A 24623-nucleotide genomic window follows, 5' to 3' on the forward strand; every position below is an offset into this window, starting at 1 on the left:
CCGTCACGCTCCTTCCGCGTGTGGTTGCAGTTGTTCGACGCGTTCCTGCAAGGCGTAAACCAATCCGTGAATCGTGCCGGCCAGGGTGTGCACCAGGCCGGAAATCGGGCTTTCGATTGACCAAACCAACTCCGATTGCAACTGCTCGACCCCGAACAGCGAGGCCAGCCGCGCGATGCGATCGGTGTCAAGCGCCTGCCCTCCGGCCACACCGCCGCGAATCTCCATCTTGGGATTCGAGGCAGTGAATCCCCGCAAGGCCCGCGCGGTGCCAATGACGTCCTCGCCACTGAACGCGAACGCGGTCTGGCCGTGAAAAAACGGCTCCAGGTGCTCGGCGTTACTCTGGCGCGCCGCCAGGATCGCCAGCGAGTTCTTCACCACGCGAAACTTCGCGCCGGTTTCGCGCATTTGGCGGCGCAGCGCCTGCATGTCCGACACCGTGAGCTCGCTATATCCGGCCACGATGCTCAGCGGCGCGTCCGCCAGCGCCGACGACAGCGCGTCGACGATTTCGACCTTTTCGGCCTTGGTGGCCATGCGTGTCAACGTCCTTTCCTCGAATGACCTTGTGCCGCGGCGTCGGGCGGCGCGCCGTGACACGCGCCGCTCGCGTGGTCATTCGCGCCTCGGCGGGCGTCCCCAAGGGAGCTTATGCAGCGCACCCGCGGTCTTCGGCTGACGGCAAAGGGGTGTGACTGGTGGGCTGGGCGCCTCAGGCGGCCAGCGCGGCGGCCTCCTCGTGAATGCGGGACACGTCCATCGAGACGCCCGGTCCCATGGTTGTGGTGAGCGTGGCGGAGAGCAGATAGGTGCCCTTGGCCGCGGCGGGTCGAGCCTGGACAATGGCGTCCACGATCGCCGCGATGTTCTCCTTGAGCGCTGCGGCGCCCATCGACACCTTGCCGGCGCGCACGTGCACGTTGGCCAAACGCTCGACGCGAAACTCGACGCGTCCGGCCTTGAGGTCCTTGACGACCCGGCCCACGTCGTTGGTCACGGTGCCCGCCCGCGCGTTGGGCATGAGCCCGCGCGGACCGAGAATCCGCCCCAACGGGCCGATGATGCGCATGGTGTCGGGCATGGCGACCGCCGCCTCGAAGTCGAGCCACCCGCCTTGGATGCGCTTGGCCAGCTCGTCGGTGCCAATCTCGTCGGCCCCCGCCTCACGCGCTTCCTCGGCCCCATCGCCGGTGGCGAAGGCGATCACCCGGATCGACCGCCCCGTGCCGTGCGGCAGGGACAGCGTGCCGCGCACCTGCTGATCCTGGTGGGTGGGGTCCACGCCGAGCCGCATGTGCAACTCGACGGTTTCGTCGAACTTGGCGGGCGGAAACTGCACCAGCTGATCGACGGCGTCCGAGATCGAAAGCCTGGCCTCGGAGTCCACCATCTCCGCCGCCTGCCGGTAGCGTTTGCCGTGACGCGGCATGGCTAGCCCTCCACCAGCACGCCCATGCTGCGGGCGGTGCCTTCGATTACGCGCTCGGCGGACTCGACGTCATAGGCGTTGAGGTCAGGCATCTTGGTCTCGGCAATCTCGCGCAGCTGGCGCCGGGTGATGGTGCCGACCACTTCCTCGTGCGGAACGGCCGCGCCCTTCTCAACCCCTGCGGCCTTGCGCAGGAGATCGGACACCGGCGGCGTCTTGGTGATGAAGGTAAACGAGCGGTCCTCGTACACCGAGATCTCGACGGGTATCACCGAGCCCATCTGGTCCTTGGTGCGCTCGTTGTACTGCTTGGTGAACTCGACGATGTTGACGCCGTGGCTGCCCAGCGCCGGACCAACCGGCGGCGCCGGCGTGGCCTGCCCCGCGGCAAGCTGCAACTTCACAATGGATCGGAGCCTTCGCGCCATGGTGTCTCGAGCCTAGCCTCCGGCCCCGGCCACCGGGCCGCCGCTTTGCTTCTCCACCTGGAGAAAGTCCAGCTCGACCGGGGTTTCGCGGCCAAAGAAGGATACAAGCACGCGCAAGCGCTCCTTCTCGTCGAGCACTTCGTCCACGGTGCCGAAGAAATCTGTGAACGGGCCGTCGATGATCTTGACGCGCTCTCCGGCCTGGATGCGGACCTCGGGACGCGGGGTCTCGCCCTCCATCTGCTTGAAGATCACGTCCGCTTCCTCGGGCGGCAGCCGCGTGGGGCGATTGCCCGAGCCGACGAAGTTCACCACGCCCGGCGTATTGCGCACGACGAGCCACGACTCGTCGTCAAGCACCATGCGCACCAGCACGTAGCCGGGATACATCTTGCGCTTCACGCGGCGGCGCTGGCCGTGCTTGACCTCTTCGATTTCCTCGGTCGGCACGATCACGTCGAAGATCTTGTCCGAGGCGTCCATGGAGACTACGCGGTGCTCCAGGTTGTCCTTCACCTTGCCCTCGTAGCCCGAGTAGGTGTTGATCACGAACCAGCCGTCGTCCTCACGGGCGGCGGTCGTCACGGTCTTGGCAGGTTCAGGCGATGTAGCCACGACTATCCCCCTCTAGGCCACGACGACGTCGAACAGCTCGGCGAATACAAAGTCGGCCAGCCCGAGCAGCATCGCCATGAGCAGGCTGATGGCGACCACCAGTCCGGTGAGCCGGATGGTCTGCTCGCGGGTGGGCCAGTGCGCCTTGCGCAGCTCGGCGTAGGCGTCGCGAATGAACGCCCCGCCCGGAAGCCGCGCCAAGCGGCTGGGCGGCGCCGTGCGGCGCCGTGAACGGCCGCCACGGGCAGCCGTGCGGTTGGATTGTTCTCTAACGAGTCTCACGATGGCGTCGATGTTCGCGGCAGCGCGCGCAGTACTTGCTCAGCTCCATGCGATCCGGGTCGTTGCGCCGGTTCTTGCTCGACACATAGCCACGGCTGCCGCAGTCCGTGCATTCGAGCGTTATGACAAGTCGATCACCGCGTCGGGGCATCAGAGCGTTCCGCAAAGCCGGGAGGAACGATGCGCGTGCCCGGCCTCACCACGCGCACGCCCAAGGCACTGGCCAAGGGATAGCGCATTGTACACCGCTCAGCAGGGAGTTCGGTCGCACGGGAGCGGGCGACTTTGACATCTGAGCGCCGCATGGCGACGCAGCACCGGCGGGCGGCCTCGATGCGCCGCTTGACTTCCGGGGTGGATTCCCGCCCCGTATCGAGTACGGGGCAGGCTCTTCGCGGGAATGACGGACTCAAGGTGGTCCACTACCCGGCGTTTCGGCTCAGACGCGACAAGCTGGCCGCGGCCCTGGCGATGGGTACCATTTGGCGCGTCGCCGGCATTGCGGTGGTCGTCGAGATGGTGCGGTTCTCATGATGGCGCTATTTGGGGCAATCTTCGCCACGGTTGGCCTTGCCGCGCGCCTGATCGCCCGCGGCCTCTGGCGTGTCCTCGACGTCGTAGTGCAGGCGCTCGGCAACATCGCCCGCTACCTGATCCGCGTCCTCTGGTGGATCATCCGCGTCGGAGTGCCGGCGCTTGGGCGGGGCGCCCGCGCCTCCGGACGATTCGTCGGACCTCGATTGGTGTTCGCCTTCGCCCTGCTTGGCTACGGGACAGCCCGCGCCGGGACCTGGGTGCGGCGAAAGATCACCCGCGCGAACGACTCGCCATCACCCCCGACCGCATAGGGCAGCGGGCGCTTAGATCCCTCCGAACGCCCGCGCCTTGGCCTTGAGTGAGAGGTAGATGGCCTCGAGCGCCGGGGTGGGCACGCCGGCCTCGCGGCCGCGGCGGACCACCGCGCCGGTGAGGTATTCGAGCTCGACGCGGCGTTGGTGGCCGAAGTCGACCTGGAGCGAGGTCGTGTTGTCCGCCGGGGCGGATTGCAGCAGGGCCACCAGGTCGTCGCTGGTCGATTCCGGCAGATCGACGCCCAGCGCGCGCCCAACGGACGCCGCTTCGTTGAACATCAGGCGGTAGAGATCCTCCATGCCCTCGGTGGAAAGAATGTCGCCGAGCGGAAGCTGGCAGGCGGCGCTCATGCCGCCGTGGACCGAGAGCAACACGATCTTGCTCCAAAGGATCCGGGTGATGTCGTCGCTGACCTCGGTCTCGATGCCGCAGCCGCGCAGCGCCTCGGCGATGGTCTCCACACGGTCGGATATTCCGCCGCCAGGCTCGCCAATGGCCGCGCGCACCAGCGCGTCCTGGTACTCGATGACGCCGGGCCCGGCGATGTGGGCGGTGAGCCAGGTGGCGCCGCCGATGACGTGCTCGGCGCCCAGCACGGACGACAGCATCGGCACGCTGTCGATGCCGTTTTGCAGCGTGAGCACCGCGGTCTCTTCGCCAACGGCGGGGACCAGGAGCTCGGCGGCCGACTGGGTGTCGTAGGCCTTGACCGCGAACACGATGAGGTCGAACGTCGCCCCGGCATCCGCCGGCCGCTCGACGACGTCGACCGGGAGGAAGCGCCGCGATCCGTCTTCGCTGAGCATGCACAGACCGTGCTCGCGAATGGCCTCCAAATGCGCGCCACGGGCGACGAACGTCACGTCGTGGCCGGTATCGAACAGCCCGGCGCCGACAAAGCCGCCAACTCCGCCCGATCCCATCATCATCACGCGCATGCTGCGCTCCTTTTCTTACCGAGGTTTCTGTGTTGGCCGGTCAAGTGCGGCATTTGTGAAACACGGCCGTGACGGTTCCAGGTTAGGTGGGGGTGGATTCTCGCGTTTGGAGACTCTTGCAGGACTGGTCGACAGCCCACGCTCATGCGCCGGATCACCCTCACCCTAACCCTCTCCCTTCCAGGGAGAGGGGACCGGACTGGATTCCCGCCTTCGTGGGAATGACGGACGGCGGCGCGGAAATAACGGAGGGGTGCCGCGCCATCTCCCGCCACCGCAATTGAACGTCTGAGATTCCTCGCTCCGCTCGGAACGACAGGCTGGTGCGTGGTCGGAATGTCGGAGGGGTTGCGCGCAGGTCACTTTGCCGACTATCCCGAACCGTTGCCCACGGTCACCAGCGCCTCGGTCACGGGGCCTCGGCTTTCGCCGTCCACGCGGATTTCGGCCGTGAGAATGCGACGGATGTCCGAATGCCCCGGTGCCGTGGCCGTGAGCGTCAACTCGCCGCGGGCGCCGGCCTCGAGGTCCAGGGACTCAAATGCCTCGCTCGTGCGCCACCCATCGGGAGCCAGCAGCCGCGCTTCGAGCCGCACGGCTCGCTCGGCGTTGTTGCGGAGCATCAGACGATAGCTGCACGCCTCGCTGGGTTCGACGTGGCGCAGATAGGGAATCAACCGCGCCCACCAGAGGTCCACGCCCTCGTCGGCCGGTTCGTCCAGCAGGTCCCGCACCACGCGCTCCTTGCGGGCGATGAAGTCGCGGTACTCCGCCGCGCGCCGCGAGTCCCACGGGATCAGCTCGCGATGCCCCGGACAGACCAGATCGGGCTGCACAAGGTCCATTACGTCCGCGCAGCGACGATGCATCCACAGCTGCAAGCTGTTGCGCAACACGGTCGTCTGGTAGAGCTGCGCGGTCATGTCGCCGGTGATGCCGGGCGCCAGCTCCAGAAAGATGTTGTCGCCGGTGAACGCCACCTTTTGCCCATCGACGTGGGTGGCGAGGACCGAGTGGAACTCCGTCTGGCCCGGCGCGTGGTGGACCTCGAACTCGAATTCCTCCCACTGAAACCGCTCGCCGTCGCGCAGCTTGCGTTCGATCGGGATCGGGGTCGGCATCGTGCACGGCGTGCTGCACCAGCCGGCGGGGTCCTCAAGCACCTGCGCCACCTCGTCCAGCGCCCAGACGCGTGCGCCCTCGTGCCGCACCAGGTAGGGAATGCCCGCCGTGTGGTCGTCGTGGATGTGCGTGACGAGCACCATATCCATCTCGCGCACGCCGTAGGTATCCCTCAGCTCGTCGAGGTGGTGCACGACGAAGCGCATCGTGTCCCCGTCCTCACGTTCCTGAGCGACGCCCATGTGCGCGAAGAACGAGTGCCCGTAGTCGATGAAGCACGCTTTGCCGCTGTCGGACAGCAGCACGTAGAAGTTGGAGCAGGTGTGCGGTCCGCCCCAGAGCAGATGGCGCGACACCTGGATGAACTTCGGATCGGGCAGGAGGTCGAGCCCGTGTCCGCCGTCGCGGCCCAGAAAGCGCATCCCGGCGCCCAGCCGCGCCAACGCCATCAGCCGATCTTCCAATCGCGCGCAATCGCCGACCGGGTCCTCGATCAGGTCTCCGTGGGACGGCAGCGCCACGTCGGGCGCGTGCCGCCGCAGCGCCTGGAGCGACTCCAGCGTGAACAGCGCGCCCTGCTGATCGGCGTAGCCGTATTCCAGCGCGTGGTACTGATAGAGCACGCCGCCGGCGCATAGCAGGTCGCCGGTGAACGCCACGCGCCGGCCGTCGATTTGGCCGATGAGCATGCTGCTGCCGTGCGTGTGGCCCTTGGCCGGGATGATCTCCAGCTCAACGTCGCGCCAGGTGAACGTCTCGTAGTCCTCGAGATCGGCGTCGACCGCAACGCTCTCCGCCAGCGCGAAGAAGGTGTTGCGGTCGTTGTAGTTGTCGTAGACGCGCTTGTGCTGCCAGAAGAGCTCAACCTGATCGAAGAGATGCCGCTCGTGCTCCGGCACGGCAACCTTGGCGCCGTGGGCCTTGAGGCGTCCGGCGCCCCAGGACTGGTCGCGGTGGTGGTGCGTGTGGAGTACCCACTCGACCTGCCGCACGCCGATGTCTTCGAGGCGGTCGACCACGGCGCCCGATCCGGCGTCGATCAGAAGTCCCCGGTCACCCGCGGTCACGCAGTAGACATTGCAGGTGTCCGACCAGCGAAAGATGCGCGGGGAAATCTGGACCCAGGCCATGGACGCCTCAGTCAGCTTGACGCGGCGAGGGCAGCGTACGGGACGGCGGTCGCGACACGCGAATAGGCGGCGGCTTCAATACGTTTCTTGGAATTGGCCAGTGACGTAGAGTGCGAGCGCTCAACATCCGTTCGCCCTGAGCCGGCCAAATCGGGAGACGTGGTTCGACAAGCTCACCACGAACGGGGACTGACTCTCGCCACGAAGGGGATCTCGCCCCCGCCGAGTGTTGCTGTAGTCTGAACGGGCCAGCCAACCAGCCTTACCCACCATGCCTGAAACCGGCGCGATTGCCGTCTTCAACGGAATCCGAGAGCCTTTCGACCTGCGGGAATTCCCGGTTCCGGACCCGGAGCCGGGCGCGGCGGTGATTCGCATGCGGCTCGCCAACGTGTGCGGTTCCGACATGCACTACTGGCGCGGCGACACGGACCTGGTCGCGCGCGGCTTCAACCTCCCGGGCACCCTCGGTCACGAAGGCACCGGCGAAATCGCCAAGCTGGGCGCCGGTCTTACGGTGGATACCGCCGGGCAGCCGCTGCGCGAAGGCGACCGGGTGGTCTTCGGGTTCTTCCACCCGTGCCTGCGCTGCCCGAACTGCATGAAGGGACACACCTATGCGTGTCCGACGCGGCAGACCAATCGGATGACGCTGCTGGACGAATGGCCCTACTTCCGTGGCACGTTCGCCGACTACTACTACCTGTTCCCGAAGCACGCCATCTTTCGGGTCCCCGATCACCTGGATGACCACCTCATCTCGGGCGTGAACTGCGCCCTGAGCCAGGTGGTCTCGGGGCTCGACCGGGCCGGGCAAACGGTCAACGAAACCGTCGCGATTCAGGGCGCCGGCGGATTGGGCGTCTACGCGGCGGCCGTGGCCCAGGCGCGCGGCGCGGCCCGCGTGATCGTGATCGACGGCGTGCCGGAACGGCTGGAGCTGGCCAAGGCGTTCGGCGCGGACGAGACGGTCGACATGCGCGAGTTCGAGACTCCCGAAGCGCGCGTGGCCCGCGTCCAGGAGCTCACGGACGGCCTTGGCGCCGACGTGACCATGGAACTCGTGGGACATGCCGCGGTCTTCGCTGAGGGCGTCGCCATGACCGCGCCGGGCGGGCGCTACGTCGAAATCGGCAACGTCTGCGTCGGGCACACGGCGAGCTTCGATCCGTCGACCATCGTCTTCAAGAGCATCACGGTGCTGGGCGTGGCCCACTACCGCTGGCGGGACCTGAAGCAGGCGCTGGACTTCGTATCCCATAACGTCGACAAGCTGCCGTTCGACCGGGTGCTCTCCCACACCTATCCGTTGCACGAGATCAACGAGGCGTTTGAGCGCCAGGACGAAGGCCACGTGACCCGCAGTGCGCTCGCCCCCGGATCCTGATGCCGCTCAGCGCCAGGGGGTCACTAATCCCAGGCTGCACGCAGCCTGGGCCACCGGGCACTCGGCCTGGGCCACCGGGCATTGGGCCACTGGCCTGTCATTCCGAGCGCAGCGAGGAATCTATGGCGCTGCCCTTCGCCCTCAGCGGCTCCGGGTTGGACGACGGATGGACTCCCGCCTTCGCGGGAGTGACGAGGAACTTCTCAAACGGTCTCGCATGAGCGCGACTCAATGACGCCGCCCGAGCCCGACCTGCTCGACCAGGTGTTTCCGCTCGACACCGCCCGCGACGACGCCGGCGCGCTGGTGATCGGCGGCGCGAGCTGCGAGGAGTTAGCGAAAGACTTCGGCACGCCGCTCTACATCTACGACGAGGCGACGCTGCGGGCGGCCTGCCGGGGCTATACCCGCGCGCTGGCGGACCGCTACCCCGACGCCCTGGTGCTCTACGCCGGCAAGGCCTATGTCGATCCCACGCTGTTGCAGGTGGCGGCCTCCGAGGGCCTCGGGATGGATGCCGTCTCCTCGGGTGAGGTGCGCGTGGCGCAGGCGGCCGGATTGCCGCTGGAGCGCGTGGTGCTGCACGGCAACAACAAGCTGCCGCGCGAGATCGACCTGGCGCTGGAGGTTGGCGTGGGGCGCATCGTCGTGGACGCGCTGGAAGAGATCGAGATCATCGATGAGCTGGCGCGGCGGCGCGGCCTCACGGCGCAGGTGCTTCTGCGGCTCACGCCGGGCGTCGAGGCGCATACGCACGAGTACATCCGCACCGGCGCCGTGGACAGCAAGTTCGGGCTCGGTCTCGACTCCGGCGCGGCGGAGGAAGCCGTGGCGCGCGCGATGCGGGCGCCGAATCTTGACGTGATGGGGCTGCACGCCCACATCGGGTCCCAGATCTTCGACACCGAGCCCTACGCCGACACCATCAACATCACGCTCGACTTCGCCGAGCAAATGCGCGCAGCTCACGGACTGGACCTGCGCGACCTGAGCCCAGGCGGCGGCGGCGGCGTGCGCTACACGCTTGACGACGATCCACCCGACCCAGCCGACATCGTCGAGGCCATCACAACGACTGTGCTCGCGCGTGGGCTGGCCCACCCGCCGCGGCTGCTCATCGAGCCCGGACGGTCGATCGTGGCGCGCGCCGGAGTGGCGCTCTACGCCGTGGGCACGGTCAAGCACATCCCCGGCGTCCGCACCTACGTCTCCGTCGACGGCGGCATGGCCGACAACCCGCGTCCGGCGCTCTACCAGTCGAAGTACGCCGCGCTCCTGGCGAACCGGCCGGGCGACGGTTCACCCGAAACCCTGACGCTTGCCGGCCGCTATTGCGAGTCCGGCGACGTGCTGCTGCGAGACACCGTGCTGCCGCCGTTGCGCCGGGGCGACCTCATCGCCGTTCCCGCGTCCGGCGCTTACCACATGAGCATGGCCAGCACCTACAACATGGTCGGCCGGCCCGCCGTGGTGATGGTCGCCGAGGGTCAGGCCCGCCTCACCCGCCGCCGCGAATCCGACGAGGATTTGCTGGCGGTGTTTCCCTAAACCTGCCCGGTGGCCCGGGCTGCGTGCAGCCTGGGCCTTCTCACGTCCGCACGCTTCGCTAGCCCCACGTGTCGTCCCGGAGCGCCGTGGGACAAGCTGATGACCGCGATTCACCCAGAGACGTCGATCCACGCGACCGGTCAGCTATCGCAGCGGGTCGATGACCTCCAGGAACGGGAAGCGGTGGAAATGGGTGTCGCGGGTGCAAATGCGGCTGACGCCGTGCTCGCGCATCACCACCGCCGTGTGCAGGTCGTGCATCAGGTTGCCGCGGACGTCCGGCAACTCCGACAGCGTCTGCGAAAGGACCGCCTGGTGGCGGTCGGTTGGTCGCAGCAAGGCGAAGCCTGGGGAGTCCAGCACGACGTTGAGGAATCGCCACGCGTCACTCGGGCGCCACGGCGAACGGAGCACGCGCGGATGCGTGCTGACGCGCAGAAACTCGTAGCACACGTTCCACGTGAGAAAGGTTGGCGTCGGGTCGACTCGCCACTGGTTCAGGCGCTCCCGGCAGGCCGCGTGCGGTTCGGCCTCTTCGTCGGCCGCGTAGACAAGGACATTCGTGTCTACGGCGAGCACTCAGTCCTCGTCCATCGCCGCATATAGCTCGTCTCGGTTGGCGACATCGACCAGCGCGCCGCCACTGTTCCAGCGCGGCAGCTCCGGCAGCGCATCCCGCTCGACAACATACGGCGGCTCAGGTTCGAGCACCCGCATGATGCCGGCCTCAACCAGGGCCGTCATGGTGGTGCCGCGCCGCGCGGCCTCTTCGCGCAGACGGCGCATCACCGTGTCGTCGAGATTCAGCGTTGTCTTCACGTGGCAATCCCTGCGTCGTGGGTATATGGCAAACCATACCGAATATATGGCTATATGGTCAACCCGTGTTTCGCTTCACTTGTCGGGGCGGAGCGAGACCGGCTTATCCCGCCGCGTAGCCGTCCAGGATGCGCGCGGCGCTGGAGCGCCGCAGCTTGGACAGCGCCTGGGCTTGCAGCTGCCGGATGCGCTCGGCAGTGAGGCCGAGGCGGTTGCCGACATCGACCAGGCGCAGCGGCTCGCGGCCTCCCAGACCGAATCGCAGACGCAGGATCGTCCGCTCGCGCACGTCCAGCGTGGCCAGGGCGCGGTTGATGTCGGCGCAGAGGAACCTGGCGCGCAGCTCGTCGAACGGCTGCGGCGCAGGGTCCGCGTCGGGCGGCGTTGCCGACGCGTCATCGTCGCCAGTCGCGCTATCCAAAGAAATCGTGCGCCCGGCGAACCGGCGCAGCCGCGCCAGCTCGGCCGTGGGCAGCCCGACGCGGCGCGCCACTTCGCCGTCCTCGGGATCGCGGTGCAACTCGGCCCGCAACTCGTCCCAGATTCGCCGCGAGGTCGCCAGCTTGCGGTGCAGGTAGTCGGGAAGCCGCAGCGGCAGGTCAGCCTCGGCCGCCGCCCGCGCGATGGGTTGCTGCACCCACTGCATGGCGAAGCTGCTGAACCTGAAGCCGTGCCGCCAATCGAATCGCTCCACGGCGCGCATGAGCCCCGTGTTGCCCTCCTGGATGAGGTCGAGCAGGGGCGCGCGTCCGTCGGCGAAGCGACGCGCCACCGCCACCACCAGCCGCAGATTCGCGGTAATCATCTGCTGGCGGGCCCCAGGCTCATTGCGCTCGATGCGCTGCGCCAGTTCGACTTCCTCGCGGGCCGTGAGGCGCGGAAAACGGCCAATCTCGCTCAGATAGGCGCGCAGGCTCGACGCTTCGTCCAACTGGGCGGTCGGCCCTATTCCTCCATGTTGGGGGGACATTGGGAGCTTGTCGGCGCTGCCTCTCGGGGCCGGCGGATATTCGACGCGGCAAGTATACGCGGGGGCGCAGCGAACTAAGCCATGCTTTCGAGCTGCTTGACGGTGACTTCATGCCGCAGCGGCAGGCCGTTCAGGTGCCGCTCCAGCTCGTCGAGCATCGCGTCGGTCAGCCTTGAGCGCCGCTCGGGGGTGAGCCCCGCGACGTGGGGCGTCAGGAGCACCCGCCGCATCCCGAGCAGCGGATGGTCGGTCGGCAGCGGCTCCTGATCGAAGACGTCCAGGGCGCAGTCGAAGCGCTCCTTGGCCAGCTCGGCCACGAGCGCGTCGGTGTCCACGAGGGCCGAGCGCGCGTTGTTGACCAACACGGCGTCGTCCTTGATCAGCGCTAGCATCCCGGCGTCGATCATGTGGTGCGTCGAGGGCAACACGGGCGCGTGAATGCTGATCACGTCGCTGGTGCGCATCAGGTCCGGCAGCTCCAGCTTGTGCACGCCCAGCCGCTGGGCGTCGCTCTCGGTCAGATAGGGATCGGCCACCACGATCTGAACGTCGAATGGCCGCAGCAGCGGGATCAGCCGCCGTCCGACCTTGCTCGCGCCGACGATGCCGTAGCGCTTGCCGTAGAGCTCGCGGTCGACAACCGGGCCGATACCTCGCCAGCGGCCGGCGCGCATGGCGGCGTCGAATTCGCCGGTTCGACGCAGCAGCGCCAGCACCACGGTCAGCGTGTGCTCGGCGACGCCCATGGCGATGAAGTCGGCGGCATGGGCAACGCGCACGCCGCGCTCGAAGACCGCCGGGGGCGCCACACCGCGGATGGTGCCCGCCGCGTAGCAGATGATCTCCAGCTCCGGCGCGGCGTCCAGCAGGTGCTCGTCGTAGGCGCACGAGCCCCACGAGGCCAGCACAGCTGTCACCCCGCCAATGCGCTCTCGCACCGCCGCGGCGTCCCAGGCTCGGTCGTCGTCGTTGAACGCCACCGACTCGGCCATATCCCCAAGCCGCGCAAGCGCCTCAGGCGTTGAGATGCGCCGGAGCAGCGGTCGCTCGACCGTGACCAGCACGCGCGGCGCCGACATCGAGCCGCTCCTCGGTAGCTATCGCCCTGCGCTGGCATGATAGGCGCGCACCACGCAGTCCTGGCGGAGGCGCGGCACTCCCGATGCAAATCATCCTGTTCACCAAGTTCTTCGAGACGCTGGAACCGCAGGCATTGGGCGAGCACGTCGCTGGCCTGGGCTACGACGGGTTGGACCTGACCGTGCGCCCCGGATACCCGATCAATCCCGACAACGTGCGGACGACGCTGCCACCGGCGGCGCGACTGTGGGAAACGCTCGGCCTCTCGTGCCCAATGATCACCATGCCGACGGACTTCAACGACCCGACGCACGCGGAAGCGATCGCGATTTACGAGGCGGCGGCGGAAGCCAGCGTGCAGGTCATCAAGACGGGCTACTTCATCTTCAAGCCGGGCATGGACTACTGGCAGGCGGTGGACCATGGGCGACGGCAGCTCGAAGGCTTCGAGGCGCTGAGCGCCCGCACCGGCGTCAAGTCCCTCCACCACACGCACAGCGGCGCGGTGCTGGGCTCGAACTGCGCCGGCCTAATGCACCTGCTCCAAGGTCGCGACCCCGCCCACGTCGGCGCTTACATTGACCCGGGGCACCTGGCGGTGGATGGCGAGGACATCGACATGGCGTTCGCCATGTGCGACGAGTACCTGGCCGCCGTCGCCGCCAAGGACGCCTGCCACCTCCCGGACTCCCGGCCCGACGCCCCGGCGGCCTACGGTCCCGCGTTCGTATACGTGGGTGAAGGCGCAGCGCCGTGGGGGCGCGTGCTGGAGCTTCTGGCCGAGCGAAATTTCGACGGACCGCTCACGGTGCACACGGAATACACCGCGCGGCAAGACGTGATTGCGACGGTGGGCGGCAAGGACCAGTCGGCGGACGCCGACGCCATTCGCGCCCGCGGGGCGCAGCAGGACCTGCAGTTCCTTAGATCGCGCTGGGCGGCGATCCAGCAAGCGAGCGACGGGGCGGCGTCGTGAGCTCATCGCGCGTGGCGGCGGTGTTTGGCGCCAGCAGCGGCATGGGTCGGGCTTCGGCCCTGGCTCTGGCCGCCGAGGACATGGACGTCGCCGTGCTGGCGCGGCGGAAGGCCGAACTCGACGCCGTGGCGGAGGAGATCCGCGAGTGCGGACGCCGCGCCCACGTGGAGCCCGTGGACCTGACCGACGGCGCGGCGGCGCGCCGGGCGGTGCAGGCGGTCGTCGACAGCGTCGGCCGAATCGACGTGCTGGTGTATGCCGCCGGCTGGAACATTCCCAAGCGGCGGCTGGAGGAGCTCAGCGGCAACGACTGGGAAACCATGCAGCGCGTCAATCTCTGGGGCCTCTACGACGTGGCGCAGGCGGCACTGCCGGCGCTGCGGGAATCACGCGGACGGCTGGTCGTCATCTCATCCGCTGCCGCGATCATGCCCGACGCCTCGGGCGTGGCCTACCAGGCGGCCAAGAGCGGCGAAGCGGGCTTCACCCTCGGCATGATGCAGGAAGAGGCGGAAAACGGGGTGCGGGCCACGGTCATCTATCCGGGGCTGACCGACACGCCACTGCTGGAGCAAAGGCCCACACCGACGCCGCCCGAGATCGTGGCCCAGGCGCTGCAGCCCGAGGACGTGGCTCGCGCGGTCGTGTTTGTGAGCACGCTGCCGGAAAGGGCCTATGTGCCGGAGCTCAGCCTGCTGCCGGCAGCCGTGCAGCAGCGCTGATTCGACGCGCCGCTCCTTTCTGTCATTCCGAGCGCCAGCGAGGAATCTAAGGGGCGCAAAGCATGCACCAACGTCCTTAGATTCCTCACTTCGTTTCGGAATGACATGGAGAGGTGGCGCGAAGCGTCGCCTGCCCTCTGTCCGGTGCCCCGCCAGGTCTCTGGACGGAGACCCACCAAGCCACCGCGTCTACCGAAACGGGTCGTAGACCAGTCCCAAACTGCGGTCGGGCAGCGGCAGGTCGACGCGCACGTTGCCGCGGCGGTGCGACTCGTTGAGGGCGATCTCGATCTCCATCGCGTTCCGCACGCGCCGCCCGCTGGCGCGCGGCTCGCCGCCGTTCTCCATGCACGTGATCAGGTCGTCGATGCCGTAGATCACCGACCAGTTGCGGGCCAGGCGCGGCTCGGGGAACGGCACCTCGACACGCTGCGTGCCGGAAATGGTCTCCACGTCTTGCCACAGGCGCAGCTCTTGCCAATCGAAGGTCAACTCGCCGGTTTCGCCGGTGATTCGCACCCACGGCGCGCCCGGACGCAGGCAGACGGGCAGGCCGCTTTGCAATCGGATGAATCCGGAGCCCTTGAACTCGCGCCCGTCCTCGACCTTGGCGTCGTCGTCCGCGACGCCGATCACCCATTCGCCCGGCGAATCGAGCAGGTAGTTCCACGAGTTGTGCTGCGCCATCACCAAGTTCGTGTCCAGGCTCAGGAGGGGGCCAATTGCACCCTCGTCCAGCAAACGGCGCGCGTTGGCCACCGCCGGGTGATTCATGCTGACCGCGCCGACCACCAGCGGAACGCCCGCCGCCACGCACACGTCGACCATGTCGTCGGCGCCCTCAAGGGTTGGCGCCATGGGCTTCTCGGTGATCACGCCCTTGGCGCCGTGCTCCACCGCCGCGCGGGTGGCCTCGGGCCGGAGGGCGGCATTCGAGGGGATTCCCACGATGTCCAGGCGCTCGCGGGCGATCATTTCCCGGTAGTCGTCGTAGAGGGCCACGCCCGGATAGCGCTCACCAAACGCCTCTCGACGCGGATCCGAGAGCTCGCACGCGGCCACAAGCTCCGTCGCCGGGTGCAGCACCAGCGCGTCGGCGAAGCCGCTCGGCAGGCCTTCCCGGCCCGGGTGCGCCGTGGGTGGCGGGTCGCGGTCCGGCCGCAGCGGCGGCATGGGCGTGTCGCGCCCGGCGCGCCCGTAATTCGCCTGCTGTCGCGTCGCAACGTCGTACAGCCAGCCCATCCATCCCAGACCGATGAGCCCTGCCCGGTAGGTCGCCATGACATTCGCTCCACCGCCTCAACGCCGACATTCATGGTACGCCCGGCGGCAGGCTGCGTTGCAGGCGCGGGCCGGTTCTGGTACTCACCATGGCAACCGGCCCCTCGCCGCATGAGAGCAGGCCAATGACCCAAGTGATGCAGGGCGCACAGACACCTTCCCGCCGAGCCGTCGGGCAGTGGATTTGGATCGAGGGCGAGGCCAAGCCCTACAACTTCTATCTCTACGCGCGTGGGACGGTCGACGTGGACGGCGCGCCGGCGGCCGCGAAGCTGCACGTGACGGCGTCGGACCGCTACATGCTGTATCTCAACGGCGCCTACGTGGGCCGGGGACCGGCCCGCAGCGATCCCCGCTTCAAGACCTACGACACCCACGACGTCGCCGCCGCGCTGCGTCCGGGCCGCAACGTCATCGCCGTGCGCGCCTATCACTTCGGCCAGCCCGTGCAGGGTGAGGGCTGGAACAGCATGAGCGGCAACAGCTTTACGGTGGGCGAGCGCGCCGGGCTGTGGGCGCAGATCGAGATCACCGACGTCGACGGCGCCACGCAGGTCTGCGGCACCGGTTCCGACTGGCGGCTGCTGCCCTCGCCGGCCTGGGATCGGAGAACCCCACTGGTCAATTGCGGAATGATCGGATCGAACGAGATCTACAACGCCGCGGCGGACATTCCCGACTGGACCGGGGTCGAGTTCGACGACAGCGAGTGGACGCGGGCGTGGCTGGTGCCGCACTCCGATAAGCCATGGCACCTGCTGGAAGCTCGCGACATTCCCCTGATGCGCGAAACCATTGTGCCGCCCGCTCACGTGGCGCTGGTCGGCGAGCTGATCGACATGGCAAACGCGCGGCAGACGGACATCTACCAGTTGATCCTGGAGGGGCTGCACTTCCCGCTGGAACACGCGATCGCGGACAACGTCGAAGCCGTCCTGAACGACGGTCCGGATTCGGCGCGGTTCCAGGGCGTATTCGCGCCCAAGAAGGGCATTCGCGCGCCCTACGTGATCGTCGACTTCGGGCGTCAGGTGTTTGGATTCCCGCGCGTGCGGCTGGAAGCCGAGGCCGGCGCCATCCTGGACCTGACGTACGGCCAGCAACTCATCAACGACCGCATACCCGGCGCGCTGTCCTATGCCGACCGCTACATCACCCGCGACGGCGACCAATCGTGGGAAGCCGCCGAATACAAGCAGTTTCGCTATCTCTTCATCGCCATCCGCAGCACCTACAGCCCGGTGCGCATCCGCTCGATTTCGCTCAACGAATACACCTATCCCGCGCCGCTGCGCGGCAGCTTCGAGTGCGCCGATCCGGTGCTCACCGCTCTCTGGAAGGCCTGCGTCGACACCACCGATCTGCATCTCGAGGACACGATCGTCTGCGACGCCTACCGCGAGCGAATTCCGTGGAATACCGGCGATGGGAGCCACGGCATGCACGGCGCGTTGATGGCCTACGGCGACATCGCGCTCCATGACCGGTTCCTGCGGCAGTTCATCACCACCGATCGCGGCGACGGCAGGCTGCAAATGGTGTTCCCGCGGGACAACCCGACGAACCATTGCCACCCGCAGTTTCTGTTGCAGTGGTCCACGCGCATCCGCGAGCACTACGAGTACATCGGGCGGCGCACGCTCCTGGAGCAGACCTACCCGAGCGTGCGGCGGCTGAACGACTGGTTCGAGCCGTATCGCGGCGACATGGGCCTCCTGCACGACATTCCCGAGAACCAATGGATGGACTGGACGCCGGTTGATCTGCGGGGCACGAACTTCAGCACCAACGCGCTTTATGTCAACTCGCTGGAAGACGGCGCGTGGCTCGCCGCCCAGATGGGGCGCGAGGACGATCGGGCTCGCTGGCAGGGCATCGCCGACGAGGTGCGCGCCGCGCTGCGGGAGCACTTCTGGAATGCCGATCTCGGCGTGTTCGAGGACAGCCATTACCGTGGCGAACTCACCGGCGTGACCGGCGAGCTGGCGCAGGGATTCGCGCTGCTGTACGGCATCGCCACGGACGACCAGGCGGCGCGGATGTGCGAGAGCCTGGTCGGGCGCGGCGCTGAGCTGTTCGAGGCGTCGCCCCTGTGGTACCCCTACGTGCTCGAAGGCATGTTTGCGCGGGGATTCGGGGCGGAGGCGCTGCGGATCATTCACAACCGCTACGACTGGATGATGTCGGCCCACGACAATCCGACGCTCTGGGAAGGCTGGGACCCGTTCACCGCCGGCTCCGCGATCAAGACCGACGCGGACTTCGAGCTCCGGCACACCGCCCACAAGGTCCGACCGGCGGGCGTGCGCAGCCTGGTGCACTCCGGCGGCGTCTACGTCGGCTGGGTGCTCTCGACGCAAGTCCTCGGCGTGCGCCCGGCCGCGCCGGGCATGTCGCACCTGCGGGTGCACCCCCGCACGGGCAACCTGGCCTGGGCACGCGGGACGTTTCCGGCTCCCGGCGGCGACGTGCAGGTGGAGTGGCGCCGCCGCGCCGGCGCCACGCAGGTGACGCTAGTGCTTCCGGAAGGCCACACGGCGGATGTCGTGCTGGACCGAACCGACGATGCGCAGCGGGTGGTCAGTCACAACGGGCAGCGGCTGGAAGCGCCGGACACGGGCTCGACGGTCGTAGTCGCCGTGGGCCCTGGCCGGCACACGGTTGAACTGAGCGCGGAGTAGCTGCGGTGTCGGCGAGATTTCATTCGCCGTGCTCGCGGACGCACGGCGGAGTTCAATCGGGGACAATAGGGTTGTGATTCGGACATTGCTTAGGGCCTGCCGCTTGCCTGATACGGCGGGCGGGTTTGAAACCCGCCCCTACCGGGTTGCGCCGAGAACTCTTGAACACCGAGATCTCGCGGCTGCCCGGTACCGCGATACGGGAGCCAGCGTCATCCGACGCATGGGCGTGCGCTGTCGAATACCTATTCGAGGGCTTTTGCGGCCATTGATCGTCGCGCTGATCGTTGCCACAGCCGCGATTGTCACGATGGCGTGCGATGTCGGCGGCGACGAACCGGCGACGCCGACTCCCGAGCCCCTTCCCATCGCCACGCCCACGCCTACCGCGCCGCCCGAGCCGACCGCCGTGCCGACGCTCAGCCCCGAGGAGGCTTATCTGGCGATTCTCCGCAGCATCGTCACGACGCTTCGCGCGATCACGCCGGAGGCTCACGACCTCCTGAACGCGCCGCGCCTGGACGATGGGTTCTGGAACGTGGAGATTCGGGAGATGGCCCTTGGGCTGTCCAGCATCTTCGATCGCCTGGTCGGGCGAGATCCGCCGGATGACTGGGTGCGCTATCACCTGACGCTGGTGTCCGCCCTGGGATCCACGGCGGAGAACGTGAACCTGGTCGTGACCTCGCTGAATTCGCTCGACTTTCAGACCTTCACCACGGCGCTGGGAGTGAGCATCCAAGCGATCGATCGCCTCCTGGAAACCCTGCAGGAGTACGAGACGCTGGACCCCGGCGCCGTTCCGCCCATGCGCATGCCGACGCCTTTTGACGGGTGAGCCGCCGTACGACGCAAGCGCTCTGCAACTCCGGAAAGTACGTCGCGTAGAAGCCGCGGTCGCGGGTGAGGAATGTGTCGGCCTCGATCATCGGCCTCGGATTTCCTCGATGTACTCGTCGACATCGAAGCCGGCACCATCGAGGATTCCGGCGAATTGATCCACCGGGTGCTTCGCGGCCGTTCGTCTCTGGATGAGGAGGCCTTGCCCGGTCGGAATGAGCTCGACTTAAACGCCGGGGCGCAGCCCAAAGCGATCTCGCAGGACCTTTGGGATTGTGATTTGTCCGCGCTTGGTGATTCGCACGCTCCAGCCAGTTTGGACGGCGCCCGAGGAATCTCCTTCCGCACCCGATAGCGCCAGCTAGCCGACGCCCGCGACTTCCAGGTCAAAAGCCAATCGCAACCTCCTTGTAGAAGGGCACTTGCAGCCCAAACACCATCACTCGTCGTCGATAGAATCATGTCCCCGCAGTGGTCGATTCCCGCGAGGAACCGGCGCGAAAGGCTCGTGACATGCGTCAGGTGGTGAAGGCGGTCGGGGCCACGACAGCCGAGGTCGTCGAAGCTCCAATTCCCGAACCGGGTCCAGGTCAGGTGCGCGTCAGGGCCGTGCGGAGCCTCATCAGCCGCGGCTCGGAAACCGGGCGGCTCACAATCGGCCCCGACGACGAGCGCTACTCGCCCGAAGAAGCCGCCGGGCAGCCCGTGCCATTGGGGTATTCCCTGGCGGGCGTGGTGGATGCACTTGGACCCGGCGTCGCGCGCCACTGGCTCGGCAAGCGCGTGGTCGCCCGCGAGCCGCATGCCGAATACGTGGTGGTCAGTCCGCCGGCGGGACCGAGCGATCAACCGAACGTGTTCCCGATCCCGGACGGCATGTCGCTTGAGACGGCCGCCTACTGGATCCTGGCCGCTGCCGCGGCCACGTGGGTCGAAATTGAGCGCGTGCAACCACGGGATTCCATCGTGATCCTCGGCCAGGGGTTGGTGGGAAGCCTGATGCTTCAGGTTCTGAAGGCGGCCGGCCACGGGCCGGTGGTGGCGGTGGACGCCCTGGAGCTGCGGTGCGATCTGGCCGACCGCCTGGGCGCGGACATCGTGATCAACGCGGCCCGCGAGGACCCCGTCGTGGCGGTGCACAGCATCACGGCCGGTGTCGGCGCGGACATTGTCATCTACGCCGTGGGCGGCAGCCACGGCGCCAAGGCCTTCCTCCAGGCGCTGGACATGCTCGCCATCGGCGGACTCCTCCATCTCATCGGGCTCTGTGAGCCCGAGCCGCTGCCGCTGCCGTCCACAAAGATTCAAGGCCGGCGCCTGCTCGGGGGGTACTACGGGCGCGCCAACGACGCCTGGACGGCACGTATGGGGATGGATTTACTTGCGTCCGGTGCGATAAACACCTCGGCCATGACCACGCACCGCTTTCCCGCCGACCGCGCCGGCGACGCTTTTGCCCTGCTGCAAGAACGACCGGGCAACACCCTTGGCGTGATCCTGGAGTGGGACGCGGACTCGGCCTGAGCGCCACTCAGCTGAAGCCCGTGACTTCCTGTTCGAAGACTGCTTCGATGAGCGCCCGATACTCCCTGTTGATGGTCCACAGGCCCGCTTCCGACGCCTGCTCCGAGGTGGTCTGGGCGTAGTCGTAGCGCGGGGCGTCGGCCAGGCGGTAATTGATGAAGCCGTTCACTTCGTGCGGATGAAAGAAGAGATCGCGGCAGCGCGCCACGCGCTCCGGCCAGGTTGATTGGTAGCTGACGTCGCGCTTCACGTCGTCGGGCTGGTTCGCCATGATCGACGGGTCGTTCATCAGGTCCCACGCCGAGGCCAAGTCGCCGTCGGCCTTGCGGAAATACACCCCCATGCGGGGATCCACATAGGCCCACGTGCCGACGAAGACCTCCGCCGTCACGTGCCCGCCGATGACGTGGTAGAGGATTCGCCCTGGAATGCCCGCGACCTCGCACAGCGGAACGTAGAGCCGCGAGAGTCCCTCGCAGAGCCACTCGCCCTTGGCGATCAGCTCCTCCTCGGTGCCGCCGTAGACGTAGTCGTCATGCGAAGGCTCGCGTCCGGCCTCCAAGTGCGCGTCGCGGCAGAACCGCATGAGCGCCAGTGCCTTGTCCGCCGGCGTTTCGGCCCCACGCGTCGCGCGGCGCACGACGTCCTCCAACTCGGGTCGCGAGCCGGCGACGTAGGCCGTGCGTTCGGGCGTATATGTGCGATAGAGAAAATCGGCAGTCTGCGGGCAGAGCAGCACGAGTTCGCGGCGCAGCTGAAAGTCGACCGTCCCGGTGTAGTTCACGTCGAGCTGGTTGTAGTTGACGATGTAGGCGGCGCGCCGGTCCGAGCCCACGATCCGCTCAGCGGCCGCCAGTCCGGTGTACGCCCGCAGGTCCACCCAGGAGTTGGCAGTCGGACCCTTGAACATCTCGCCCATCCGAGCGCTCCCCGCCAGCGTGTGACCACCGTCGCCGCAGGATAGTCGGATTGGCCGTTGCGGTGGGCAGCTGAAGCCATGCCCGCGGGTATCATCGCCGGCCGAAACACTCCTGCGGAAAGGCCCCTCGGTGTCGAGTCGCTCATCCAACACGGGCGCGTCTCACCTGGTGGCGGCGCTGATCGAATCCGGAGTCGAGCGCCTGTTCTCGCTGTCGGGCAACCAGATTCTCTCGATTTACGACGCGTGCCTCGATGCGGGGCTCGAGATCATTCACGTACGCCACGAAGCCGCGGCGGTGCACATGGCCGACGCCTGGGGCCGGTTGACTGGGCGTCCCGGCGTTGCGCTGCTCACCGCGGGTCCCGGTCATGCGAACGCGCTGTCGGCGCTGTTCGTGGCGCGGCAATCCGAGTCGCCGCTGGTGGTGCTCAGCGGGCAGAGCGCGCGCGGGGACGACGGCCGCGGCGCCTTTCAGGAGATGCCCCAAGCGCAGCTGGCACAACCGCTCGCCAAGGCCGCATGGACGGCGGAAGACTCCGGATCGCTCGGCCGTGACGTGCGCTGCGCGCTGGACCTGGCGGGGCAGGGCCGCCCCGGTCCGGTGGCCGTCAGCGTCCCCAGCGACGTGCTCGAAGCGCAGGCCCCGCGAAGCGACGGCGCATTTGCAAACCCAGAGCGACCGACACTGACCGATTCCGATCGGCGTCGCATTGGGGAGCTACTCGCCACGGCCAATCGCCCGCTGATCCTGGCCGGCCCGGCCATGATGCGGCCCCCGGCGAGCGTTGACCTGGAGCAATTGGAAGCGACGACGGGCGTCCCGGTCGTGGCAACGGAGAGCCCGCGGGGGGTGAACGACCCGAGCCTGGGCGCGTTCGCCGAAGTGCTGGTGCAGGCCGACGTGGTGCTGCTGCTGGGCAAGCGCCTGGACCACTCGCTGCAGTTTGGCGCGTCGCCGTTCTTCGCCGCCGACGCGTGTTTTGCCCAAATCGACGCCGACTCCGCCGAGCTCGACCGCACCCGGCGAAACATACGGCCACCGCAGCGGCTGGAAATTGCGGCACAGGCGCATCCGGGACAGGCGGCACGCCAACTCGCCTCCGCCGCCGGAAGCGCCGGCCACGATGGCTGGCGCGACGCCGTGAGAGCCGCCGTGGCCCACCGCCCGGCGGCCTGGGATTCTTGGCAGTCGCCGTCCGACGGTCCGCTGCATCCGATCGAGGTTTGCCAGTCAGTCGGGCCGTGGGTGGATGACGGCATTGTCGTGATCGACGGCGGCGAGTTCGGCCAGTGGGCCCAGGCGTTGCTGAGCGGTCGTCGACGGGTCATCAACGGTCCGGCCGGATCCATTGGCACGTCCGTCCCATTCGCGCTGACAGCCCGTCTCTTCGACCGAAGGGCACCGGTCGTCGCGATCCAGGGCGACGGCACGATCGGATTCCATCTGCTCGAGTTCGACACCGCGGTGCGCCATGGCCTGCCGTTCGTCGCCGTCGTCGGCAACGATGCCGGGTGGAACGCCGAGCGCCGCTTGCAGGCGCGAACGTATGGCGACGACCGGATCTTTGCCTGCGATCTGCTCCCGTCGCGCTATGACCTCGCGGTTGCCGCCCTCGGCGGTCACGGCGAGCATGTGACGAAACGGGCGGACCTGGACGCCGCGCTCGAACGGGCCTTTGCGTCGGGGCTGCCGAGCCTGGTGAACGTGGCCATCGAGCCCGCGGAGGCGCCGATCGTGCGCCGCAACGGGGCTCCGGCGCCCACCGGGCACTAGTCCGCCGTCGGCTTGGGCTTGGCCTGAACGTAGGTGCCCGGCCAGGGCACGTCGACGCCGAGTTCCGCGGCGGCGTGAAGCGGCCAGTAGGGGTTGCGCAGCAACTCGCGTCCGAGGGCGACCAGGTCGGCGCGACCGCTGCGCACGACCTCATCGGCCATCTGGGCGTTCTCGATCAGCCCCACCGCGATGACCGGCCCGCCGGCCACGCGGCGGATAGTCTCCGCCGCCGGCAGCAGGTAGCCGGGGTAGACCCTGGGAACGCTGGGCGTCACGCCCCCGGCGCTGACGTGGATCAGGTCGGCCCCAGCCTCGCGCAGGCAGGCGGCGCCGACGGCCATGTCGTCGGCGGTGTTGCCGCCGTCCACGAAATCGGTGCCCGAGACTCGCACCGAAATCGGCATCCAGTCCGGAATCGCGGCTCGCACGGCGGCTACGACCTCGCACGGCATGCGCGACCGCTTCTCGATGCTGCCCCTGTATTCGTCGTCGCGGCGGTTGGTTAGCGGGGAGAAGAACTCGCTGAGCAGATATCCGTGCGCGGAGTGAATCTCGATGGCTTGGAAGCCGGCCTCCACCGCGCGCCGCGCGGCGGACGCAAAGGCGTTCACGACGCCCTGGATTTCGGCCACGCTGAGGCTCACCGGTACGCGCCAGCCGTCGTCGAACCGCAGCCGACTCGGCGCCACGAGCCGGTGCCCGGAATGGCCTCGCTCGTCGTAGTAGGCCTTGCGACCCGCGTGGCCGAGCTGGATGCCGATCACCGCGCCCTGCGAAGCGCAAAAGGCCGCGATGCGACGCAGCGGCTCGATTTGCGCGTCGTCCCAGAGTCCCAGATTGACTGGATAGATCACGCCCCGGGGTTCGACTGCCGTGACTTCGGTGAAGATCAGACCGACACCGCCGACCGCGCGCGAGCCGTAGTGCACCACGTGCCAGTCGCCGGCCGACCCACCGTCCACGGCCGCCAGCTGGTCCATCGGGGCCATGACGACGCGGTTGCGCAGCGTCACGCCGCGCACCTGCAGCGGATCGAAAAGGCCCGGCATTGAATGCTCGCGAAGAGAGGCCGCGCCGGATTCTAGTGGGCGGATCGCTCGAAAGCGTCGCGATGCTCACCGGTCTCCGCCGCCGGGCGCCCACCAGGGGCGCCCCTACACGGAGGGGGCTTCGCGACGCCCGCGGGCACGGGCCGGATACCATGGCGCCGCGTCGCACAGCGGAGCACGTGACACGGACAACCACCAGCCGGTCCTCGAGTGCCGAGACTTACGCAAGAGCTTTGGCGAACTCGCCGCGG

General features: G+C 67.9%; 25 protein-coding genes. 10 read left to right on the forward strand and 15 right to left on the reverse strand.

Going from position 1 to position 24623, the window contains the following annotated elements; translation table 11 throughout:
- Positions 1-3: 3 nt before the first annotated feature.
- The 6 genes from rplJ to rpmG form a co-directional block, all read right to left on the reverse strand.
- Positions 4-540 carry a 50S ribosomal protein L10 gene (gene rplJ / locus OXG79_09760; protein MCY3784057.1) on the reverse strand — a complete coding sequence of 179 codons (537 nt, stop codon included), beginning with the start codon at positions 538-540 and terminating at the stop codon, positions 4-6.
- A gap of 175 nt (positions 541-715) precedes the next feature.
- The gene (gene rplA, locus OXG79_09765; protein ID MCY3784058.1) at positions 716-1432 is read right to left on the reverse strand and encodes a 50S ribosomal protein L1; all 717 of its coding nucleotides are present in this window, start codon (positions 1430-1432) and stop codon (positions 716-718) included.
- 2 nt (positions 1433-1434) lie between these two features.
- Entirely contained in the window at positions 1435-1860 is a 426-nt protein-coding gene (gene rplK, locus OXG79_09770; protein MCY3784059.1) for a 50S ribosomal protein L11, read from the reverse strand.
- Positions 1861-1872: 12 nt separating this feature from the next.
- Positions 1873-2445 (reverse strand): transcription termination/antitermination protein NusG, encoded by a 573-nt coding sequence (gene nusG / locus OXG79_09775; GenBank protein MCY3784060.1) that lies wholly within the window; start codon positions 2443-2445, stop codon positions 1873-1875.
- 42 nt (positions 2446-2487) lie between these two features.
- Positions 2488-2676, reverse strand: a complete 189-nt coding sequence (secE, locus tag OXG79_09780) for a preprotein translocase subunit SecE (GenBank protein MCY3784061.1) — start codon at positions 2674-2676, stop codon at positions 2488-2490.
- A gap of 67 nt (positions 2677-2743) precedes the next feature.
- Positions 2744-2908 (reverse strand): 50S ribosomal protein L33, encoded by a 165-nt coding sequence (gene rpmG, locus OXG79_09785; GenBank protein MCY3784062.1) that lies wholly within the window; start codon positions 2906-2908, stop codon positions 2744-2746.
- A 134-nt stretch (positions 2909-3042) separates the two neighbouring features.
- On the opposite strand from rpmG, the gene OXG79_09790 reads away from it, so the two are divergent.
- Together OXG79_09790 and OXG79_09795 are read left to right on the forward strand one after the other, a co-directional pair.
- A complete protein-coding gene (locus OXG79_09790; protein ID MCY3784063.1) occupies positions 3043-3291 on the forward strand; it encodes a hypothetical protein in 249 nt (82 codons plus the stop codon).
- Positions 3288-3605 (forward strand): hypothetical protein, encoded by a 318-nt coding sequence (locus OXG79_09795; protein ID MCY3784064.1) that lies wholly within the window; start codon positions 3288-3290, stop codon positions 3603-3605. Before OXG79_09790 ends, OXG79_09795 begins: the two co-directional genes overlap by 4 nt.
- A 12-nt stretch (positions 3606-3617) precedes the next feature.
- Here the strand turns inward: OXG79_09795 and OXG79_09800 are convergent, their stop codons facing one another.
- A complete protein-coding gene (locus OXG79_09800) occupies positions 3618-4547 on the reverse strand; it encodes a 2-dehydropantoate 2-reductase (protein ID MCY3784065.1) in 930 nt (309 codons plus the stop codon).
- A gap of 371 nt (positions 4548-4918) precedes the next feature.
- Complete coding sequence (locus OXG79_09805) at positions 4919-6799, reverse strand: MBL fold metallo-hydrolase (protein ID MCY3784066.1); 1881 nt, start codon at positions 6797-6799, stop codon at positions 4919-4921.
- Positions 6800-7070: 271 nt separating this feature from the next.
- On the opposite strand from OXG79_09805, the gene OXG79_09810 reads away from it, so the two are divergent.
- Together OXG79_09810 and lysA are read left to right on the forward strand one after the other, a co-directional pair.
- The gene (locus OXG79_09810; protein MCY3784067.1) at positions 7071-8186 is read left to right on the forward strand and encodes a zinc-binding dehydrogenase; all 1116 of its coding nucleotides are present in this window, start codon (positions 7071-7073) and stop codon (positions 8184-8186) included.
- 231 nt (positions 8187-8417) lie between these two features.
- Complete coding sequence (gene lysA / locus OXG79_09815; protein MCY3784068.1) at positions 8418-9734, forward strand: diaminopimelate decarboxylase; 1317 nt, start codon at positions 8418-8420, stop codon at positions 9732-9734.
- Positions 9735-9878: 144 nt separating this feature from the next.
- On the opposite strand, the gene OXG79_09820 is transcribed toward lysA, so the two are convergent.
- The 4 genes from OXG79_09820 to OXG79_09835 form a co-directional block, all read right to left on the reverse strand.
- Positions 9879-10313 carry a PIN domain-containing protein gene (locus tag OXG79_09820; GenBank protein MCY3784069.1) on the reverse strand — a complete coding sequence of 145 codons (435 nt, stop codon included), beginning with the start codon at positions 10311-10313 and terminating at the stop codon, positions 9879-9881.
- Positions 10314-10553, reverse strand: coding sequence for a hypothetical protein (locus OXG79_09825; protein MCY3784070.1), 240 nt, complete (start codon positions 10551-10553; stop codon positions 10314-10316).
- Between the two features lie 103 nt (positions 10554-10656).
- Complete coding sequence (locus tag OXG79_09830; protein ID MCY3784071.1) at positions 10657-11484, reverse strand: RNA polymerase sigma factor RpoD/SigA; 828 nt, start codon at positions 11482-11484, stop codon at positions 10657-10659.
- 113 nt (positions 11485-11597) lie between these two features.
- Positions 11598-12602 carry a hydroxyacid dehydrogenase gene (locus OXG79_09835; protein MCY3784072.1) on the reverse strand — a complete coding sequence of 335 codons (1005 nt, stop codon included), beginning with the start codon at positions 12600-12602 and terminating at the stop codon, positions 11598-11600.
- An 83-nt stretch (positions 12603-12685) separates the two neighbouring features.
- Here OXG79_09835 and OXG79_09840 point away from each other — a divergent pair, with 83 nt between their 5' ends.
- Both OXG79_09840 and OXG79_09845 read left to right on the forward strand, forming a co-directional pair.
- On the forward strand, positions 12686-13579 hold the full coding sequence (locus tag OXG79_09840; GenBank protein MCY3784073.1) for a TIM barrel protein: 894 nt from the start codon (positions 12686-12688) through the stop codon (positions 13577-13579).
- Complete coding sequence (locus OXG79_09845) at positions 13576-14301, forward strand: SDR family NAD(P)-dependent oxidoreductase (protein ID MCY3784074.1); 726 nt, start codon at positions 13576-13578, stop codon at positions 14299-14301. Before OXG79_09840 ends, OXG79_09845 begins: the two co-directional genes overlap by 4 nt.
- A 189-nt stretch (positions 14302-14490) precedes the next feature.
- On the opposite strand, the gene OXG79_09850 is transcribed toward OXG79_09845, so the two are convergent.
- Positions 14491-15582: a Gfo/Idh/MocA family oxidoreductase gene (locus tag OXG79_09850; protein ID MCY3784075.1), complete on the reverse strand. Its 1092-nt coding sequence runs from the start codon at positions 15580-15582 to the stop codon at positions 14491-14493.
- Positions 15583-15707: 125 nt separating this feature from the next.
- On the opposite strand from OXG79_09850, the gene OXG79_09855 reads away from it, so the two are divergent.
- The 3 genes from OXG79_09855 (at position 15708) to OXG79_09865 (ending at position 20627) form a co-directional block, all read left to right on the forward strand.
- Complete coding sequence (locus tag OXG79_09855; GenBank protein ID MCY3784076.1) at positions 15708-18263, forward strand: alpha-L-rhamnosidase N-terminal domain-containing protein; 2556 nt, start codon at positions 15708-15710, stop codon at positions 18261-18263.
- A gap of 259 nt (positions 18264-18522) precedes the next feature.
- Complete coding sequence (locus OXG79_09860; protein ID MCY3784077.1) at positions 18523-19101, forward strand: hypothetical protein; 579 nt, start codon at positions 18523-18525, stop codon at positions 19099-19101.
- Positions 19102-19616: 515 nt separating this feature from the next.
- Positions 19617-20627 (forward strand): zinc-binding dehydrogenase, encoded by a 1011-nt coding sequence (locus tag OXG79_09865; GenBank protein ID MCY3784078.1) that lies wholly within the window; start codon positions 19617-19619, stop codon positions 20625-20627.
- Between the two features lie 7 nt (positions 20628-20634).
- On the opposite strand, the gene OXG79_09870 is transcribed toward OXG79_09865, so the two are convergent.
- Complete coding sequence (locus OXG79_09870; protein MCY3784079.1) at positions 20635-21546, reverse strand: hypothetical protein; 912 nt, start codon at positions 21544-21546, stop codon at positions 20635-20637.
- 130 nt (positions 21547-21676) lie between these two features.
- On the opposite strand from OXG79_09870, the gene OXG79_09875 reads away from it, so the two are divergent.
- Positions 21677-23323 carry a thiamine pyrophosphate-binding protein gene (locus OXG79_09875; protein MCY3784080.1) on the forward strand — a complete coding sequence of 549 codons (1647 nt, stop codon included), beginning with the start codon at positions 21677-21679 and terminating at the stop codon, positions 23321-23323.
- On the opposite strand, the gene OXG79_09880 is transcribed toward OXG79_09875, so the two are convergent.
- The gene (locus tag OXG79_09880) at positions 23320-24372 is read right to left on the reverse strand and encodes an NADH:flavin oxidoreductase/NADH oxidase (protein MCY3784081.1); all 1053 of its coding nucleotides are present in this window, start codon (positions 24370-24372) and stop codon (positions 23320-23322) included. The two genes, OXG79_09875 and OXG79_09880, sit on opposite strands and share 4 nt — an antisense overlap.
- Positions 24373-24623: the final 251 nt, after the last annotated feature.

The sequence above is a fragment of the Chloroflexota bacterium genome (genome assembly GCA_026706485.1).
Classification (GTDB): Bacteria; Chloroflexota; UBA11872; order UBA11872; family UBA11872; genus JAJECS01.

Excerpts from the sequence above, each read along its gene's own strand:
- rplJ (MCY3784057.1), bottom strand. The coding sequence starts at position 540 with ATGGCCACCAAGGCCGAAAAGGTCGAAATCGTCGACGCGCTGTCGTCG.
- rplA (MCY3784058.1), bottom strand. The coding sequence starts at position 1,432 with ATGCCGCGTCACGGCAAACGCTACCGGCAGGCGGCGGAGATGGTGGAC.
- rplK (MCY3784059.1), bottom strand. The coding sequence starts at position 1,860 with ATGGCGCGAAGGCTCCGATCCATTGTGAAGTTGCAGCTTGCCGCGGGG.
- rpmG (MCY3784062.1), bottom strand. The coding sequence starts at position 2,908 with ATGCCCCGACGCGGTGATCGACTTGTCATAACGCTCGAATGCACGGAC.
- OXG79_09795 (MCY3784064.1), top strand. The coding sequence starts at position 3,288 with ATGATGGCGCTATTTGGGGCAATCTTCGCCACGGTTGGCCTTGCCGCG.
- OXG79_09800 (MCY3784065.1), bottom strand. The coding sequence starts at position 4,547 with ATGCGCGTGATGATGATGGGATCGGGCGGAGTTGGCGGCTTTGTCGGC.
- OXG79_09805 (MCY3784066.1), bottom strand. The coding sequence starts at position 6,799 with ATGGCCTGGGTCCAGATTTCCCCGCGCATCTTTCGCTGGTCGGACACC.
- OXG79_09810 (MCY3784067.1), top strand. The coding sequence starts at position 7,071 with ATGCCTGAAACCGGCGCGATTGCCGTCTTCAACGGAATCCGAGAGCCT.
- lysA (MCY3784068.1), top strand. The coding sequence starts at position 8,418 with ATGACGCCGCCCGAGCCCGACCTGCTCGACCAGGTGTTTCCGCTCGAC.
- OXG79_09835 (MCY3784072.1), bottom strand. The coding sequence starts at position 12,602 with ATGTCGGCGCCGCGCGTGCTGGTCACGGTCGAGCGACCGCTGCTCCGG.
- OXG79_09840 (MCY3784073.1), top strand. The coding sequence starts at position 12,686 with ATGCAAATCATCCTGTTCACCAAGTTCTTCGAGACGCTGGAACCGCAG.
- OXG79_09850 (MCY3784075.1), bottom strand. The coding sequence starts at position 15,582 with ATGGCGACCTACCGGGCAGGGCTCATCGGTCTGGGATGGATGGGCTGG.
- OXG79_09855 (MCY3784076.1), top strand. The coding sequence starts at position 15,708 with ATGACCCAAGTGATGCAGGGCGCACAGACACCTTCCCGCCGAGCCGTC.
- OXG79_09865 (MCY3784078.1), top strand. The coding sequence starts at position 19,617 with ATGCGTCAGGTGGTGAAGGCGGTCGGGGCCACGACAGCCGAGGTCGTC.
- OXG79_09870 (MCY3784079.1), bottom strand. The coding sequence starts at position 21,546 with ATGGGCGAGATGTTCAAGGGTCCGACTGCCAACTCCTGGGTGGACCTG.
- OXG79_09880 (MCY3784081.1), bottom strand. The coding sequence starts at position 24,372 with ATGCCGGGCCTTTTCGATCCGCTGCAGGTGCGCGGCGTGACGCTGCGC.